The 14,920-nt window shown below is 60.0% G+C and carries 14 protein-coding genes; 1 reads left to right on the forward strand and 13 read right to left on the reverse strand.

Going from position 1 to position 14,920, the window contains the following annotated elements:
* Nucleotides 1-57 precede the first annotated feature (57 nt).
* From ACTQV3_RS07125 to ACTQV3_RS07150, 6 genes are all read right to left on the reverse strand, one after another.
* Nucleotides 58-1,452 carry a CCA tRNA nucleotidyltransferase gene (locus tag ACTQV3_RS07125; protein ID WP_441535932.1) on the reverse strand — a complete coding sequence of 465 codons (1,395 nt, stop codon included), beginning with the start codon at nucleotides 1,450-1,452 and terminating at the stop codon, nucleotides 58-60.
* A 192-nt stretch (nucleotides 1,453-1,644) separates the two neighbouring features.
* Nucleotides 1,645-2,577, reverse strand: coding sequence for a 1-phosphofructokinase family hexose kinase (locus tag ACTQV3_RS07130; RefSeq protein ID WP_427717343.1), 933 nt, complete (start codon nucleotides 2,575-2,577; stop codon nucleotides 1,645-1,647).
* 228 nt (nucleotides 2,578-2,805) lie between these two features.
* A complete protein-coding gene (locus tag ACTQV3_RS07135; protein WP_349125764.1) occupies nucleotides 2,806-3,738 on the reverse strand; it encodes a 1-phosphofructokinase family hexose kinase in 933 nt (310 codons plus the stop codon).
* A gap of 74 nt (nucleotides 3,739-3,812) precedes the next feature.
* The gene (ptsP, locus tag ACTQV3_RS07140; RefSeq protein ID WP_441535931.1) at nucleotides 3,813-5,516 is read right to left on the reverse strand and encodes a phosphoenolpyruvate--protein phosphotransferase; all 1,704 of its coding nucleotides are present in this window, start codon (nucleotides 5,514-5,516) and stop codon (nucleotides 3,813-3,815) included.
* A 133-nt stretch (nucleotides 5,517-5,649) separates the two neighbouring features.
* Nucleotides 5,650-5,913: an HPr family phosphocarrier protein gene (locus ACTQV3_RS07145; RefSeq protein ID WP_022094575.1), complete on the reverse strand. Its 264-nt coding sequence runs from the start codon at nucleotides 5,911-5,913 to the stop codon at nucleotides 5,650-5,652.
* A 506-nt stretch (nucleotides 5,914-6,419) separates the two neighbouring features.
* Nucleotides 6,420-8,429, reverse strand: a complete 2,010-nt coding sequence (locus tag ACTQV3_RS07150; RefSeq protein WP_441048795.1) for a fructose-specific PTS transporter subunit EIIC — start codon at nucleotides 8,427-8,429, stop codon at nucleotides 6,420-6,422.
* A 271-nt stretch (nucleotides 8,430-8,700) separates the two neighbouring features.
* On the opposite strand from ACTQV3_RS07150, the gene ACTQV3_RS07155 reads away from it, so the two are divergent.
* Nucleotides 8,701-9,558, forward strand: coding sequence for a MurR/RpiR family transcriptional regulator (locus ACTQV3_RS07155; RefSeq protein WP_154515542.1), 858 nt, complete (start codon nucleotides 8,701-8,703; stop codon nucleotides 9,556-9,558).
* Between the two features lie 220 nt (nucleotides 9,559-9,778).
* On the opposite strand, the gene ACTQV3_RS07160 is transcribed toward ACTQV3_RS07155, so the two are convergent.
* The 7 genes from ACTQV3_RS07160 to efp are packed head-to-tail and all read right to left on the reverse strand — an operon-like array spanning nucleotide 9,779 to nucleotide 14,873.
* Nucleotides 9,779-11,407 (reverse strand): DNA repair protein RecN, encoded by a 1,629-nt coding sequence (locus tag ACTQV3_RS07160; protein WP_441535930.1) that lies wholly within the window; start codon nucleotides 11,405-11,407, stop codon nucleotides 9,779-9,781.
* The gene (locus ACTQV3_RS07165) at nucleotides 11,397-12,257 is read right to left on the reverse strand and encodes an NAD(+)/NADH kinase (RefSeq protein ID WP_427794664.1); all 861 of its coding nucleotides are present in this window, start codon (nucleotides 12,255-12,257) and stop codon (nucleotides 11,397-11,399) included. Before ACTQV3_RS07165 ends, ACTQV3_RS07160 begins: the two co-directional genes overlap by 11 nt.
* Nucleotides 12,254-13,057, reverse strand: a complete 804-nt coding sequence (locus ACTQV3_RS07170) for a TlyA family RNA methyltransferase (protein ID WP_441535942.1) — start codon at nucleotides 13,055-13,057, stop codon at nucleotides 12,254-12,256. Before ACTQV3_RS07170 ends, ACTQV3_RS07165 begins: the two co-directional genes overlap by 4 nt.
* An 8-nt stretch (nucleotides 13,058-13,065) precedes the next feature.
* Entirely contained in the window at nucleotides 13,066-13,332 is a 267-nt protein-coding gene (locus ACTQV3_RS07175; protein WP_427728167.1) for an exodeoxyribonuclease VII small subunit, read from the reverse strand.
* Between the two features lie 2 nt (nucleotides 13,333-13,334).
* On the reverse strand, nucleotides 13,335-13,919 hold the full coding sequence (gene nusB, locus ACTQV3_RS07180) for a transcription antitermination factor NusB (protein ID WP_441535929.1): 585 nt from the start codon (nucleotides 13,917-13,919) through the stop codon (nucleotides 13,335-13,337).
* A 3-nt stretch (nucleotides 13,920-13,922) separates the two neighbouring features.
* The gene (locus ACTQV3_RS07185) at nucleotides 13,923-14,285 is read right to left on the reverse strand and encodes an Asp23/Gls24 family envelope stress response protein (protein WP_427717319.1); all 363 of its coding nucleotides are present in this window, start codon (nucleotides 14,283-14,285) and stop codon (nucleotides 13,923-13,925) included.
* A 24-nt stretch (nucleotides 14,286-14,309) separates the two neighbouring features.
* Nucleotides 14,310-14,873 (reverse strand): elongation factor P, encoded by a 564-nt coding sequence (gene efp / locus ACTQV3_RS07190; protein ID WP_154515524.1) that lies wholly within the window; start codon nucleotides 14,871-14,873, stop codon nucleotides 14,310-14,312.
* Nucleotides 14,874-14,920: the final 47 nt, after the last annotated feature.

Consider the following 14,920-nt stretch of genomic DNA (forward strand, 5'->3'; position numbering starts at 1 on the left):
ACGATTGTTCGTCCTATTGACAGCGGGGGTAGCTAAAAAAGCCCCGTCCCAAATTAGCTACCCCAGGTTGAGGTGGGACAGAAGGGCCTCGCGGGTGTTGGGAATGTTCTTCTCGATCACGGCGTCGAGGGCGACGTTGAGAAGCTGTCCCAGCTCAGGCCCCGGTTTGACGCCGGCGCGAATCAGGTCCCCTCCGTTGATGCCAAGCATCTTAAGCGTATAGGGCTCCCCCGCTTCCAACAGTTCGTGTGCGAGCGAACGCATCTCCTCGATCGTCTCGACGTAATAGAAGCACGACGGTGCCTTACCCAGCGTATCGGCACGCTTAAGGTCCATAAGCTCGTCAATCAAACGCGGCGTGTCGACGCCCTCACCCGAAAGCGAGCGCATCATATTGAGCAAACAGGAGCGCTCGGGGCGCAACGGCTTATCGTGATACCTGATAAGCAGACACACGTCGCGAACCAAATCGTGCGAAAGCGCCAAGCGATCCATAATAGCGCGCGCTTTCTTGGCACCAAGCTCAGGATGACCGTAAAAGTGGCCGCTGCCCGCATGATCGACCGTAAAGCAATCGGGCTTGGAGACATCGTGCAAAAACGCTGCCCACATTAAGCTCGACGAAGGCGCCACACCGTCACACAGCGCCAGCTCCCCCGCTACCGTCAAAACGCGAGCGATATGCTCGTAGACATTAAAGGCGTGGTAGACGCTGCGCTGGTCAAACCCACGAGCCGGCGCAAGCTCGGGCACGGCGGCGCAAACAAGCTCGGGATAGCGTAGCATCGCGTCTCCCCCATGTCCGGTCGATAGAATCTCCTCGAGCTCGATGCCCACGCGTTCGCGTGCCACGGCATCGAGCAGCGGCGAGCACTCGGCAAGCGCCTGTTTGGTCTTAGGCTCGATCATAAAATCCAGACGGCAGGCAAAACGCACGGCGCGCAGCATGCGAAGCGCATCCTCGTTAAAGCGACGCTTGGGATCTCCAACGGCACGAATCAGCTTACGCTCCAGGTCGCCCTGGCCATCATAACGGTCGACAAGACCGCGCTGGGGATGCCAGGCCATGGCGTTAACGGTAAAGTCACGACGTGCCAGATCGTCCTCAAGCGACGCCGCACGCTCCACACTCTGGGGATGGCGACCATCGGTGTAAAAACCGTCCAGGCGATACGTCGTGACCTCAATACGCTCATCGTCACAAAGGGCGGTAATGCCGCCAAATTTTATGCCCGACTCAACTACCGCAATGCCGGCTGCCTCGAGCGCCGCCTTGGACTCTTGCCACAGGCCGCTACAGCACATGTCAACATCGTGGCTGGGACGTCCCATCAGGGCGTCACGCACCCAACCGCCTACGAACCAGGCCTCGAGACCGGCGTCCTCAAGCGCACGTAGCACACGCAGGGAGGCATCTGTGGGCTGCGTACCGTTGAGCGAAACATTACACATACCTATGGCCTCCTACGCTTGAGAGCGTTAAACGATGGTTCTCAAGCAGTCTAGCAAGAAACAAGCGTGAGCGCACATGAAATCACATCGTCGGTTCGCGCGAACGAGACAGCAGAGCCCATGCGGCCAACAGATAAAAACACCCGCCTCGGAGATCCAAAGCGGGTGTTCGGCAACGATGTGTCTAAAAGGTTAGCAGACCTGGCGAACGTCGATGTGCTTCTTATATTCGTCCACCTTGGCAAAATCGCCCAAACCAGGGCACTCGACCACGTTGGCACCGGTTGCCATCGAGAGGCGCAGGGCGTCCTCGACGCACTCGGGGGCATCGTGCCACACGGACAGGAAGGCGGCAAGCGAGGAATCGCCGGCGCAGACCGTCGAGAGCAGCTTGACCTCAAAGGTGCGTTTGGCAAACCAAATGTGCTCACCGTTGGAGAAGTACGCGCCGTCGCCACCAAGGGTCAGCAGCACATTCTTAGCGCCCTTGGCGTGCAGCTCAGCCATAGCGCACTTAACGGACTCGTCGTCGCCACCGCTCACCTTAATGCCAAAGATGTCGAGCAGCTCGTCGTCGTTGGGCTTAATGAGCAACGGCTCCATGGCAATGAGATCGGCCAGCTGATGGCTCGAAATATCGAGCACGAACTCGGCACCCTTTGCCTTAACACGGCGAAGAACCTCGGCCAGGAAACCCTCGGAGGTGTTGGGGGGCAGCGAGCCGCTAATGACCAGGCAGGTCATGTCGTCGAGCGAGTCGATGAGCTCAAACATCTCCTGCTCGTTGGCAGCATTGATGGCAGCGCCTGCATTGACCATGTTGTACTCGGTATCGGGACCGGCGTTGAGGAAAACGTTGACGCGCGTGATGCCGTCAGTCCACACGGGCTTGACGGGCACACCCAGGGCCTCGGCGCCCTTGACGATATACTCGCCTGAGAAGCCGGCAAAAAAGCCCAGGATCGTAGTGTCGACACCGTAGTGATCGAGGGTGAACGAGACGTTGAGACCCTTGCCATTGGGCGTATAGACCGCGTTGCGCGTGCGGGTGACGGTGTTGGCGGAAAGTCCGTCGCAGGAAATGTTGTAATCAATGGCGGGATTTGCAGTGAGCGTGTAAATCATGAATGTTCCTTTCACAAAGCAACGTGATAATGAAAGTATATTCCACACCTTGTGAAAAGACCATAGCAACTCGGCGAACGGTGTAGAACGCGTGCAGGTCGTCAGAAAAGCAGCAAGGCGGGGCAAAAAAAATCAGGAGTGCTTGCCCTGAAGCTCATTTGCAATTTACAAATAAGCGCCCCGGCTTAAACCGGGGCGCCATATAGCCACGAATATGTAGCGATTCGCTTACTTGCGATCGAGCTTGCGGACAGCAACGCGCTTACTGTACTCATCGACGTGACCGAAGTCGCCGATGCCCACGGACTCGGCAACGTTGGCGCCGGTGGCCATAGCGAGCTTCATGGCCTCCTCGACGTTGTCGCGATCCCTGTACCACTTGTGCAGGAACGCAGCGAGCGTGCAGTCGCCAGCGCAGACGGAAGAGACCAGCTTGATGTTGAACTCACGCTTAGCGTACCAGATGTCCTCGCCGTTGGAGAAGTAAGCGTCGCCGCGGCTACCACGGGTGAGCAGCACGTTCTGGACGCCGGCATCGTGAGCCATCTTCATAGCAACGCGGACCTCGTCGTCGGTGTCGACCGGCACGCCAAAGATGGCCTTCATCTCGTGATGGTTCGGCTTGATGAGCAGAGGCTTCTTGTGAGCGAGCTCCTTGAGCTTGTCGGAAGACAGGTCAAGGACGACGTCGGCGCCACGAGCCTGAGCGTGCTCCATGACCTGAGCCAGGAAGTCGGGCGTAGCTTTGGGAGGCACGGAGCCGGAGACGATCAGGCACTCAAGATCGCCCGCGGTGTCCAGGATGTTGTAGAGCTCCTTCTGGTGCTCCGGCGTAATCGGGGCGCCGGGGTTAAGGATGCCGTACTCGTGCTGGCCATCGTTGACATAGGTGTTGATACGCGTGATGCCGTCGGTCCAGACCGGGCGGCACAGGCAACCCAGGTTCATGACCTCCTCGACGATGAACTTGCCCGTGAAGCCGGCGAAGAAGCCGAGCGCGACGGTGTCGACGCCCATCTTCTTAAAGGCGAAGGACACGTCGAGGCCCTTGCCGTTAGCCGTGTAGCTGGCCGAGCCGGTGCGGACGTTCTCGTCGGGCTCGAGCGGAGAGCTCGAAACCGTCATGTCGACAGCCGGGTTAGCGGTTAGCGTGTAGAACATTTACAGTACCCCCTGTATATTTGAGGGCCGCGCGGCCAGCCCATTCCAACCACGCGGTTACCTCTGATACCAAATTAGCGAGCGGCAGCCTCAAGCAGCGCCTTGACCTCTTCGGCAGTGTTGCAGGCGAGCGCCTTCTCGGCGAGATCGTCGCACTCGGCCTTGGTCCACTGGCTGATGGTCTTGCGGGCGCGCAGGATAGACGGAGCGCTCATCGAGAACTCCTCGAGGCCCCAGCTGATCAGCAGCGGCTCAAGCAGCGGATCGGCAGCGGCCTCGCCGCACATACCGACCATGATGCCAGCCTTGACGCCGCTCTCGATGATGTTCTTGAGCGAGCGAAGCACGGCGGGATAGTACACCTGGTACAGGTTAGAAATGGTGTCGTTACCACGGTCGGCACACATGGTGTAGCCGATCAGGTCGTTGGTGCCGATCGAGAAGAAGTCGGCGACCTCGGCCAGGCGGTCAGCGATCAGCGATGCGGCAGGCGTCTCGACCATAATGCCGACCTCGATGTTCTCGTTGAACTTGCGGCCCTCTTCGGTCAGCTCGGACTTGCACTCCTCGACGAGCTCCTTAACGGCCAAGACCTCCTCGACGCAAGTGACGAGCGGGATCATGATCTTGACATCACCGAAGGCGCTGGCGCGCAGCAGAGCGCGGAGCTGCACCTTGTACTGGTCGGGGTTGGCCAGGCAGTAGCGCACGGCACGGAAGCCCATGAAGGGGTTCTCTTCCTTGACCATGTGCAGGTACGGGATCTCTTTGTCGCCACCCACGTCGAGCGTGCGGATGATGACCGGAGCGCCATTGAGCGCGCTGGCAACCTTACGATAGGCATTGAACTGCTCCTCCTCGGAAGGAAGCTCGGCGGAGTCCATGAACAGGAACTCGGAGCGGAACAGGCCAATGGCCTCGGCGTCGTAATCGAGCGCGTTGGGCACGTCATCGGGGTTACCGATGTTGCAGGCAATGATCTTCTTGATGCCATCGGCAGTCACGGACGGCTTGCCACGGAAAGCCTCGAGGGCTGCCTTCTCGGCAGCGAAAGCCTCGGCCTTGGCGGTGTAGGCGGCGAGCGTCTCCTCGTCGGGATCGGCCTCGACGATACCCTTGCCACCGTCGACGACAACGGTCATGCCGTTGCGCAGCGCGGTGCAGCTGTTGGCAACCGAAAGGACAGCCGGAATCTCGAGGGCGCGGGCGATGATCGCGGAGTGCGACGTGCGGCCACCGGTCTCGGTGACGATACCGGCAACGTGAGCCTTATCGATCGTGGCGGTCATGGACGGCGTAAGGTCGTGCACGACAACGACAGTGTTTTCGGGCAGGACGGAGAGATCGACGACCTCCTTGCCCAAAAGCTCGGCCAGAATACCGGTGCGGATGTCGGCGATGTCTGCCGCGCGCAGGCGGAACATCTCATCGTCCATGGACAGGAACATGTTCTCAAACATGGTCGAGGTGTCCATGAGCGCCTGCTCGGCGCAGGTGCCGCCGTCAATGGCGGCGTTGATGGCGTCGGTCATGCCCGGGTCCTGAGCCAGGACAATGTGTCCGCTCATGATTTCGGCCTCGGCCTCGCCCACCGTCTCCTTCATGTGGTCGGCCTGAGCCTGGGTCTTCTCGCAGAAGACCGAAAGGGCGGTCTGATAGCGCTCCTTCTCTGCTGCCGAATCAGCAACCTCGTGCGGCTCAAACGTCAAGTCGGGTTCGACGGCAACCATGACGGTGCCGATACCGATGCCCTCGGAAGCGTTGACTCCCTGATACATTCCTATTCCTCTCTCCGTGTCATGTGATAAAGCGTTTTGCCATATCCATGACAAAAGAGCGCAGTTCCCTTTAAACAGGTCACTGCGCCCCCAAATATGAACTTAGTTGTTCAACATGCGACCCGTTTGAGTTCTACTCGCCAAGACCGCTCTTGATGAGCTCGATGGCAGCAGCCAGAGCCTCGGCCTCGTCAGCGCCGTCGCACTTGACCTCGACCTCGGTACCGCAGGGGATGCCGGCAGCCATGAGGGCCATCGGGGACTTGCCGTTGACCTCCTTCTCGGGGGTGACGACCGTCACGTCGCAGGCGTACTTGCCCATGGTGGAGGCGAAGAGGCCAGCCGGACGCATGTGAAGACCCTGAGGATTAACGAGGGTAGCCTTCTCAGAAACCATAATTGACTCCTTTTTTGTGTTTAACCCCTATCAGCAATGCGACAGGAGCCATATTCACGACGTTGATTATATTAACTCACATCAAACGGTTTTTCATTATGTTTCGCACGAATTGTTGGACAGATGTCGTTCCTGCACGCTCGCCTGCCGGACGGGGCGGTTAAGTTTGCTGCTCTACAGTCCTGCGCAAGACGGAAAGCACATTAAGTGCTTTCCTTTGCGTGCGGAACTCGCGACAAACTTAACCGCCCCGTCCGGCAGGCGAGCTGCGGAAACTCGGTCGGTCCAGAGCAATATCGTGCGCACGAAATTTTGGCTGATAATTTGTTCGCCTGGTTGATCTGGTTGATGGGGCTATCTATGCCCTCTTGTGAACTGAGGAATATGCCGAACTGTCGGCAGGAAGGAAACGTCCCTCAGTACCGGGTAACTTGAAAAAAGGCGGGGACCCCTGATGGAGTCTCCGCCTTATATACAGGGGGCGATGTTATTCGCAAGCTGCGGGATTAGACCAGACGGGCGTTGATCGTCTTAGCGATCTCGGCAGCGTCGGTAGAACCCTTAACGGTGGCACGGAAGCCCTCGTCCATGAGCGCCTCGGCGACCTTGGACAGGATCTTGAGGTGCGTGGTGCCGGCCTGGGCACCGGGGATGAGCAGCGCAATAGCCACGTTGACGGGAGCGCCGTCCATGGTGTCCCAACCGGTCACGCCAGAGTCGTCCTTGACGACGATGACGGCGGCCTCGGTAATGGCATCAGACTTGGCATGCGGAATAGCGAAGCCCTCCATCATGCCCGTGGTGCCCTCGGCCTCGCGGGCCAGGAAGGCGTTCATTACGGCGTCGGCGTCGTCAGCGATACCGGCCTTGACAGCCTGGTTGGAGACAAAGCTCAGGGCCTCGTCACGAGAAGCAAAATCCTCGGCGACAAAAACGTTCTCGACCTTCACGAAGTCGGAAGCCTCAGCCTTGGGGGCCTCGACGGCAGCGGCCTTGGGAGCCTCGACCGGCTTAGCGGCAGCGGCGGGAGCGGCCTTCTGATTCTTCTCGAAGTCATACTTCTTGAAAGCAACGAACAGGATGCCACCGACCACGGCGCCGATGAGGATCGCGAGGACCCACAGCGGACCGTTCTCGACAACGGGCAGGACCAGGAAACCACCGTGAGGCGCCGGATCGTGGACGTTGAACATAATGGTCAGAATCGAGGCGATGGAGGAACCGAGCATCATGATGGGCATGACGGGCCAGATGTTCTTGGTCATGAACGGAATGGCGCCCTCGGTGATGTGGGTGCAACCAAGGATGAGGTTGACGATACCGGCGTCATGATCCTCCTGGCTGAAGTACTTCTTGCCGACGATGACGGCAAAGGTGGTGATCAGCGGCGGAACGATGCAGGCGGCGGAGACGGCAGCCATGAAGTTGGTGCCGAAGTTATAGGTGTCGGTGCCGACACCGGCAGCCAGGGCCTCGGTGAGCATAGCGGTACCGGTGACGTAAGCAGCCTTGTTGACCGGGCCGCCCATATCAAAGGCGCACATGCAGCCAATGGCAAGACCCAGGACAACAGCGCCAGAGGCAGACAGACCCTTAAGGAAGTCCATCATGGCGGTGTTAATGGCAGCCATGGGGCCGGAGATGCCGAGCATGACCAGACCGACGATGGCGGTCGAGAACAGCGGGTACAGGAAGATAGCCTTGAGGCCGTCCAGGTTCTTGGGCAGCTTGGCAAAAACCTTCTCGAGCAGCAGGATGACATAGCCAGAGAGGAAGCCGCCGACGATGCCGCCCAGGAAGCCGAAGCCCACGCCGGCACCGCCGGCATCGATCATGCCGGTCTCGGCATTAACGGGCAGGCCCTGGATGGCGATCATACCGGCGACAAAGCCGGGAACGAGCGCCGGGCGCTTGCCGATGGACTCGGCGATATAGGCGGAAAGCACGGGAACCATGAGGTTCATGGCGATGCCGCCGATGATCTTGAGCATAGCGGCAAAGCTGTTGTAGTCGGCAGCCGTCGAATCGAAGGACGTAATGCCCCACAGGAACGAAACGGCGGTCAGAACACCACCGGCAACGACGAAGACCAGCATGTGGCTGACGCCGTTCATGAGGTGCTTATAGATGATGTGACCGATGGACTCCTTCTCCTCGACCTCATCCTCGACATCGGCAGCAGCCGCAACCGTGTCATCGCCCTTGGCGGCGAGAGCACGGTCGATCAGCTTGCCGGCAGCCTCGACGGACAGGGCCTTGGAAACACCGACGGAAACCATGGGCTTACCGGCGAAACGCTCCGCCTGGACATCCTTATCGGCTGCGACGACGACAGCCTTGGCACCGGCGATCTCACCCTTCGTGAGTTCGTTCTCGACACCGACCTGGCCATGAGTCTCGACCTTAATGGTCAGACCGCGCTCGGCAGCTGCCTTCTCCAGCGCCTCCTTCGCCATGAAGGTGTGCGCGATGCCGGTCGGGCAACCGGTGGCGGCGATGATGTCAAACTTAGCCATGTGTCCCTCCTTCTTGAATACTGCGCCCGCGGGCGCTCCCCTACACGCGCTACGGTGCGCGTTTTTCCACTCCTGAAAGATACCAAGCCACCGCTTATATGAGAAGCAATCCAGCCTATTTCTCCGGTGAAAGGTTCTTTCACAACCGTAAACGGTCGATGAAAGTTTACCATCAACTTTTGAAACAGCAAGGTGTATCTTGTAATTGATTTCCCCGTATACTAGAGCGGCACACAACAAGACAGGTTTTAACGCCAACCAGGAGTCATCCATGTCCGATAGCAGCAAGAGCGCACTCTCCCTTATTAGCACGCACAAGGGATACAGCGAGTCCGAGCAGCGCATTGTCGACTATATCCTAGAGCACCAGTCCGAGGCACCGCTCCTAACAGCCGCGCAACTCTCGCGCGCCGCCGCAACCTCCGAGGCCACCGTCTCGCGCTTCTGCCGCAAGCTGGGCTTTGGAAGCTTTCGCAGCTTTCAGTTTTCGCTGGCGCGCGACCTGGAGAGCCAGCGCAACGAGGGCCTCACAGACGAGGTCTCGCTCGATAATATGGAGCAGAGCCTCAAAAACATCCTCGCCGCAAAGGTCAGTGAACTCAATGCGACCATCGATGGCATTGATCACGATACACTGGCAGCCGTCGTGCACGCGTTTAAGAACGCAGGGGCTATCGAGTTTGCAGCCGTAGGTAATACCAACGCCGTTGCGCTCGACGCGACGTTTAAGTTTTCGCAACTGGGCCTTCGCTGTATGTCAAGCACCATCAGCGAGACCTCGATTGGTTTTGCGCTCACGTTGCGCCCCGGCGACGTTATCGTGCTGATCTCGAACTCTGGCAAGTCGCGTCGACTGAATCGCATGGCAAAAGCGGCTCGAGGCTGTGGTGCCACCGTAGTCGTCATCAGCAGCGACAGCAAGTCTCCGCTTGCTCGCCTAGCCGACTACACCTTTAATACCGTGAACCACGAGGCGCTGCTCACCACGGGCGACTTTGCGTTCTCCAAGATCAGCGCCACGATGATCATCGAGGTTATCTACAACTTCCTGCTGCCCGAAATCGAGGACGCCCGAGAGCACATCAGCTACTACGAGGAGCTTATCCAGCCGGATAAGGTCGTGGAATAGAAATTTTGGCGAGCCGACAAACGCCACTCGCCACGAAACCGGCCCATCTACTACGTTTTATCAGTATGGCCCAACCACATACCGAAAATAGAAAAACCGCAGGCGTTCTACCTGCGGTTTTCTTTTTGCAATTCAAGGCGTGGTTGCCGATAGCCTATTAAACGTAGTAGATGGTCCGGTTTCGTGGCGGCCGGGTCGAACATACATGTAACGGCTCGGCCTAAGCACGCGCTTCCTCGAGCATCTGCTTAGCGTGCGCCAAGCTTGCCTCCGATTGATCGCCGCTCAGCATACGGGCGATCTCTGCGGTACGGGCGTCCCCGGCCACCTCATCCAGATGGGTTTGGGGAACGTCGCCCGGCTCTTTGCTCACCACGTAATGTTTGTCGGCCATGACGGCGACCTGCGCCAGGTGCGTTACGACAATCACCTGATGCGTTGCGGCAAGATCTGCCAGAACGCTCGCAAGGGCGCGTGCAGTAGAGCCGCCAACACCGGCATCGACCTCGTCGAACACCAACGTATCCACGCCGTCCGCGTTACCCAAAACAACCTTGCTCGCCAACATGACACGGCTCAGCTCGCCACCAGAAGCAATGCGGCGCAGGGGGCGCGGCGTCAATCCGGCACCGCTACGATACAAAAGCTCGTAGCTCGAAGGGCCCGCCGGCGTCCACTCGGCGCGCGGAAGATCGCGCGAGTCCCAAACGAGCTCGGCGCCGCCCATCTCCAGGCGCGCCATCTGACGGCCAACCTCGTGGCAAAAGCGCGGGGCTGCCGTATTGCGTGCACGCTTAAGTGCCTTGGCGGCGGCGAACAGTTCGCGCTCCGCCGCGCCAAGCGCTTCGCGCGCCTTCTTAATCCGCTCATCACCATCGTCTACCAGCGACAACAGCTCTCGCGAGCTATCGCGCATGGCAAACACGTCGTCCATGGTGGGACCCCACTGACGCAAAAGTCCCTTAAGATCGGAATACCGCTCGCGCATACGAGCCAGCTCGCGCGGATCGAAGGCGACCCCATCTCGATAGGCGCGCAGCTCGTTGGCACAATCCTCGAGCGAGATGCAAGCATCCGAAAGCGCATCGGCGATAACACCCAGCTTGCGATCGACAGTAGCCATACGCGAAAGCTCAGCCACGGCGCTGTTCACGGCATCGAGTGCTCCCCCTTCGGCAGCAAGCGACGCATGGGCATCGTTGGCCGTTGCCACCAACACCTCGGCATGCTCGGAGCGCGGCAGCAGCTCCTCGAGCTCCTCATACTCACCCGGCTTGGGGTCGACCTCGGCGATGCGCTCCAGAGCGAAGCGCGCTTCCTCGACACGACTCCCCTGCGCGCGTGAGGCCTCTTCGACGCGACGGATCTCTTTGGCAGCCGCGCGCGATGCCTTAAGGCAAGCACGATAGCGATCGAGCGCCTCGAGCGCCGGGCGCCCCGCCCATGCATCGACCATGGCAACATGATGCGCCGGGTCGAGCAGGCGCTGGTGCTCGTGCTGGCCGCAAAGATCCATCATCACGCCGACGCGCTCCGAAAGCTCACGCACGCTGGCGATGCGGCCGTCAATTTTTACGCGGCTACGGCCCTCGGCAGAAAGACTGCGCTGCACGGTGAAGCCCTCCGTGTCGTGCGGACCGTCAAACAGGCGCGCCTCGACGTTGGCAAGCGTCTCGCCCTCGCGCACCGTCGACGAATCCGCGCGCTCGCCCAGAATGAGTTTAAGCGCCGAGAGCAAAGCGGTCTTACCGGCGCCGGTTTCTCCGGTCAGAACCGTTAAGCCCGCGCTCGGAACCAACGTCGCCTCGCGAATGAGGGCAATGTTGGAAACCTGCAGCTCATCGATCATGACGCACTCCGTAGAACACGCGGCTCACCGAGTTATAGAAGCTCTCGGGGCCGTAATCCAGCAGCAGAACATCGCCGGGACCGCGACGCACGGCCACGCTCTCGACCGTGCCATCGCAGGAAATAAACTGTCCATCGATGGCGATCGCAGGCACGCTCGGGCGGTCATCGGACATAAAAATCTCGACGACATCGCTTGGCGAGGTCAAAAAGGCGCGAGCCTGAATGGTATGTGGGGCGATGGGCACGCAAACCATGCCCGTGTAATCGGGACTGACGATGGGGCCGCCGGCGGAAAGCGCGTAGCCGGTGGAACCGGTCGCTGTCGAAACGACGACGCCGTCACCGCGCAGGCGGTCGATATGATGGCCGGACACCGTGATGTCAAACTCAACCATATCGGACAGGGGCCCGCGCGTAAGCGCCATATCGTTAAGGGCAAACGTGCGCACGACATCCTTCGTGCCATCTTCGCGCACCGAAACGATATCCGCGGCGAGGGTGGCGCGGCGACTCACATGGAGCTCACCGGAAAGGGCATCGCTCACGACCTGCAAAATATCGCGATCCTCGGGGCTCGCAGCCGTCAAAAAACCCAAATGACCATAGGAAAGGCCCAGAATGGGGATCTCGCGGTAGTTGAGAATGCGGGCGGCACGCAACAGCGTGCCGTCGCCACCGAGCGTAATGACCAGGTCGGCATCGTCAACATCGGGCGCACGCTGGATCTTGGAACGCTGATCGGCAGCCCATGCGACCTCGTAGCCCTGGCGCGAAAGCCAAAGCTCGAGCATCAGGCCGCTCTCGACCGCCTCTTGCTTGTAGTAATTGGGAACCAGAAAGACCTTCATAGCGTTGCAGCTTTCTCGCTCAAAGCCGTTACCTGTGATTGCAGCTCATCGTCGGCACGCTCGCCAGAGGCAAACCTCGTGCCGTACAGGAAAAATTCGACGTTGCCCTTGGCGCCATGGATGGGCGACACGCACACGTCGAGCGGAAACAGGCCCTTGGCGGCAAAGAGCTCAATCGCCGCCACAAGCGTATCGCGGCGGACGGAGGGGTCGGTCACGATACCGCCCTCGCCCACCAACGCAGCCGGCGCCTCAAACTGCGGCTTTACGAGCGTGCAGAACGAACCCGAAGGCTTCAGGCACGCCAACACGGCGTCGATGATATTCGCGATACTCGTAAACGACACATCGCAGACAGCCAAGTCGATAGCGCCGCCGTAGCCAAGCTCGGGCAGCTGTGTCACGTTGGTGCGCTCATGGAGCCTCACGCGCTCGTCTTGGCGCAGTGACCAATCAAACTGGGCGCGACCCACATCGACCGAAACGACCGTTGCGGCGCCACGCTTGAGCAGGCAATCGGTAAAGCCGCCCGTGGAGCAGCCCACATCGAGGCAAGCAAGTCCCATGGGATCGATCCCAAACGCATCGAGCGCGCCCTCGAGCTTGAGCCCGCCGCGCCCCACGTAGGGAATACGGCCCCTCACGTGCAGGGGCAGACCGGGCGTCACCTTAAGGCCCGGCGAGGTCAAACGCTCGCCGCCACTCGAGACCAAGCCGGCCATAAGAGTGCGAAGGGCATCCGCGCGGTCGGCGCAGATGCCCTGTGAAATCAGTTCGTCATCGAGACGCACGCGTTTCATGAATGCCATCAACCATTCGTATCCGGAGACGCGGCCTGGTTATCCTGGGATTCGTTTGCCGCATCCTCATCGTATTCCTGCTCGAGCTTATCGGCCTCACGAGGCGTCAACTCAAACTTGTCGACCATATCGACCGCACGGGAGCCAAGTTCGATCGCCTCGTCAAACAAATCGAGCGAACGCTCCAAGGACGTATCCTTGGAGCGAACGGTAGCGATGATCTGGTCCAAGCGGTCCGAGATCTCGTCGAAGTTGCGGACGGAACCCTCTGGCATGGCTACTCCTCGACGGTACCGTTCTCGGCCTCGGCGACCTCGGCATCCTCGTCGAGAACGTCGGCCGCAGCCTGAGCGGCGGCAACCTTGGCGGCAGCCTCGGCGGCCTGGGCCTCCTCGCGGGCGCGGTCCTCGGCCAGCAGCTCCTGATACAGGTCCTCGCCCGGCAGCTCCTCGCTACGCGCGATCTTGCCCAGCACGCCGTTGACAAACGACGCGGACTGGTCGGTGCCATAGGCCTTGGCAAGCTCTACAGCCTCGTTGATCACGATGGCGTCCGAGACCTCCTCGTCGGTGAGGAAGCGCATCTCATAGACGGCGATACGCAGCAGATTGCGATCGGCGCCGGGCATGCGCATAAGATCCCAGTTCTTGGCGATGGAGCGCAGGGCGCAGTCGATGCGGTCGATATACTCGTAGGCACCGCGACACAGCTCCAGAGCGTAGGGGTCGAGGGGACCCTTCGAGATCAGGAAATCGCCCTCGAGGACGCGCTCGAGCGGGCTGTCCGTGGCCTCGGCCTGGAACAGCAGCTGCAGCGCCTGACTGCGGGCAAGCGTACGCCCGCGATAAACCTTAAGGCTCAAAGGTTACTCCTTGGGGAAAACGAGGCCGTCGATGCAAACGTCAACGCGCTCGACCTCGACGCCTACCTGGGCATCGATAGCTGCGACCACGGCGGAGCGAACGGCCTCGGCGAGTTTCTTGAACGGATAGCCAAAGAACACCACGACGCGCACGGTGAGTGCGAGCTTGTCGCCGATGACCTCGGCCTCTACCGCCGGATCGGAAGCCGGGGACTTGGACGAAAACATCATGGAGACAAGGTTGGTGGCAAGGTCCTTGACGCCCACGGAGGCGATGCCCTCGACATCCGTGACGGCGCGCGAGACGATGGCGGTCAGAACATCGGGCGAAATACCGATGCCGTCAATCTTGATTTCCTGGGGCATGAGTCCTCCTAGAAGAGTTGGTTGCTAGACGCGGGAGACGAACTTGCCGTCGCGGGTGTCAACCTTGATGACCTCGCCCTCGTTGAGGTACATCGGGACCTGGATGACAGCACCGGTGTCGATGGTGGCCGGCTTGGTGGAACCCTGAACGGTGTCGCCCTTAAAGCCCGGGTCGGTCTGGACGATGGTGGTCTCGATGAACATCGGCGGGGTCACGCCCATGAGCTCGTCGTCGGCGAAGAGCAGCTGGCAGGTGTCGTTCTCGCGCAGCCACTTGGAGTTCTCGCCCACCATGTCCTCGGGAACGGGAACCTGCTCGTAGGACTCGTTGTCCATGAAGATGTAGTCGGCGCCGTCGTTGTAGAGGTACTGGAACTCACGGGTGGTGAGCATGACGCTCTCGAACTTGGTACCGGCGTTGCAGGTGTTCTCGACGACACGACCGCTCTTGATATCGCGGGTCTTGTAGCGCACAAAAGCACCGCCCTTGCCCGGCTTGACGTGCTGGAACTCGACGATGGTGTAGACCTTGTCCTTAATGCGGAGACCGAGGCCGTTCTTGAAGTCGGCGGTAGAAATGGTAGGCATAGCGACCTTTCTTGTTATGGGTAGAACGCACAAGCGTCCAAATTACA

The sequence above is a fragment of the Collinsella sp. LCP19S3_A7 genome, assembly GCF_052121995.1.
In the GTDB taxonomy this organism is placed as follows: domain Bacteria; phylum Actinomycetota; class Coriobacteriia; order Coriobacteriales; family Coriobacteriaceae; genus Collinsella.

Excerpts from the sequence above, each read along its gene's own strand:
- ACTQV3_RS07125 (WP_441535932.1), bottom strand. The coding sequence starts at position 1,452 with ATGTGTAATGTTTCGCTCAACGGTACGCAGCCCACAGATGCCTCCCTG.
- ACTQV3_RS07130 (WP_427717343.1), bottom strand. The coding sequence starts at position 2,577 with ATGATTTACACGCTCACTGCAAATCCCGCCATTGATTACAACATTTCC.
- ACTQV3_RS07135 (WP_349125764.1), bottom strand. The coding sequence starts at position 3,738 with ATGTTCTACACGCTAACCGCTAACCCGGCTGTCGACATGACGGTTTCG.
- ptsP (WP_441535931.1), bottom strand. The coding sequence starts at position 5,516 with ATGTATCAGGGAGTCAACGCTTCCGAGGGCATCGGTATCGGCACCGTC.
- ACTQV3_RS07145 (WP_022094575.1), bottom strand. The coding sequence starts at position 5,913 with ATGGTTTCTGAGAAGGCTACCCTCGTTAATCCTCAGGGTCTTCACATG.
- ACTQV3_RS07150 (WP_441048795.1), bottom strand. The coding sequence starts at position 8,429 with ATGGCTAAGTTTGACATCATCGCCGCCACCGGTTGCCCGACCGGCATC.
- ACTQV3_RS07155 (WP_154515542.1), top strand. The coding sequence starts at position 8,701 with ATGTCCGATAGCAGCAAGAGCGCACTCTCCCTTATTAGCACGCACAAG.
- ACTQV3_RS07160 (WP_441535930.1), bottom strand. The coding sequence starts at position 11,407 with ATGATCGATGAGCTGCAGGTTTCCAACATTGCCCTCATTCGCGAGGCG.
- ACTQV3_RS07165 (WP_427794664.1), bottom strand. The coding sequence starts at position 12,257 with ATGAAGGTCTTTCTGGTTCCCAATTACTACAAGCAAGAGGCGGTCGAG.
- ACTQV3_RS07170 (WP_441535942.1), bottom strand. The coding sequence starts at position 13,057 with ATGAAACGCGTGCGTCTCGATGACGAACTGATTTCACAGGGCATCTGC.
- ACTQV3_RS07175 (WP_427728167.1), bottom strand. The coding sequence starts at position 13,332 with ATGCCAGAGGGTTCCGTCCGCAACTTCGACGAGATCTCGGACCGCTTG.
- ACTQV3_RS07185 (WP_427717319.1), bottom strand. The coding sequence starts at position 14,285 with ATGCCCCAGGAAATCAAGATTGACGGCATCGGTATTTCGCCCGATGTT.
- efp (WP_154515524.1), bottom strand. The coding sequence starts at position 14,873 with ATGCCTACCATTTCTACCGCCGACTTCAAGAACGGCCTCGGTCTCCGC.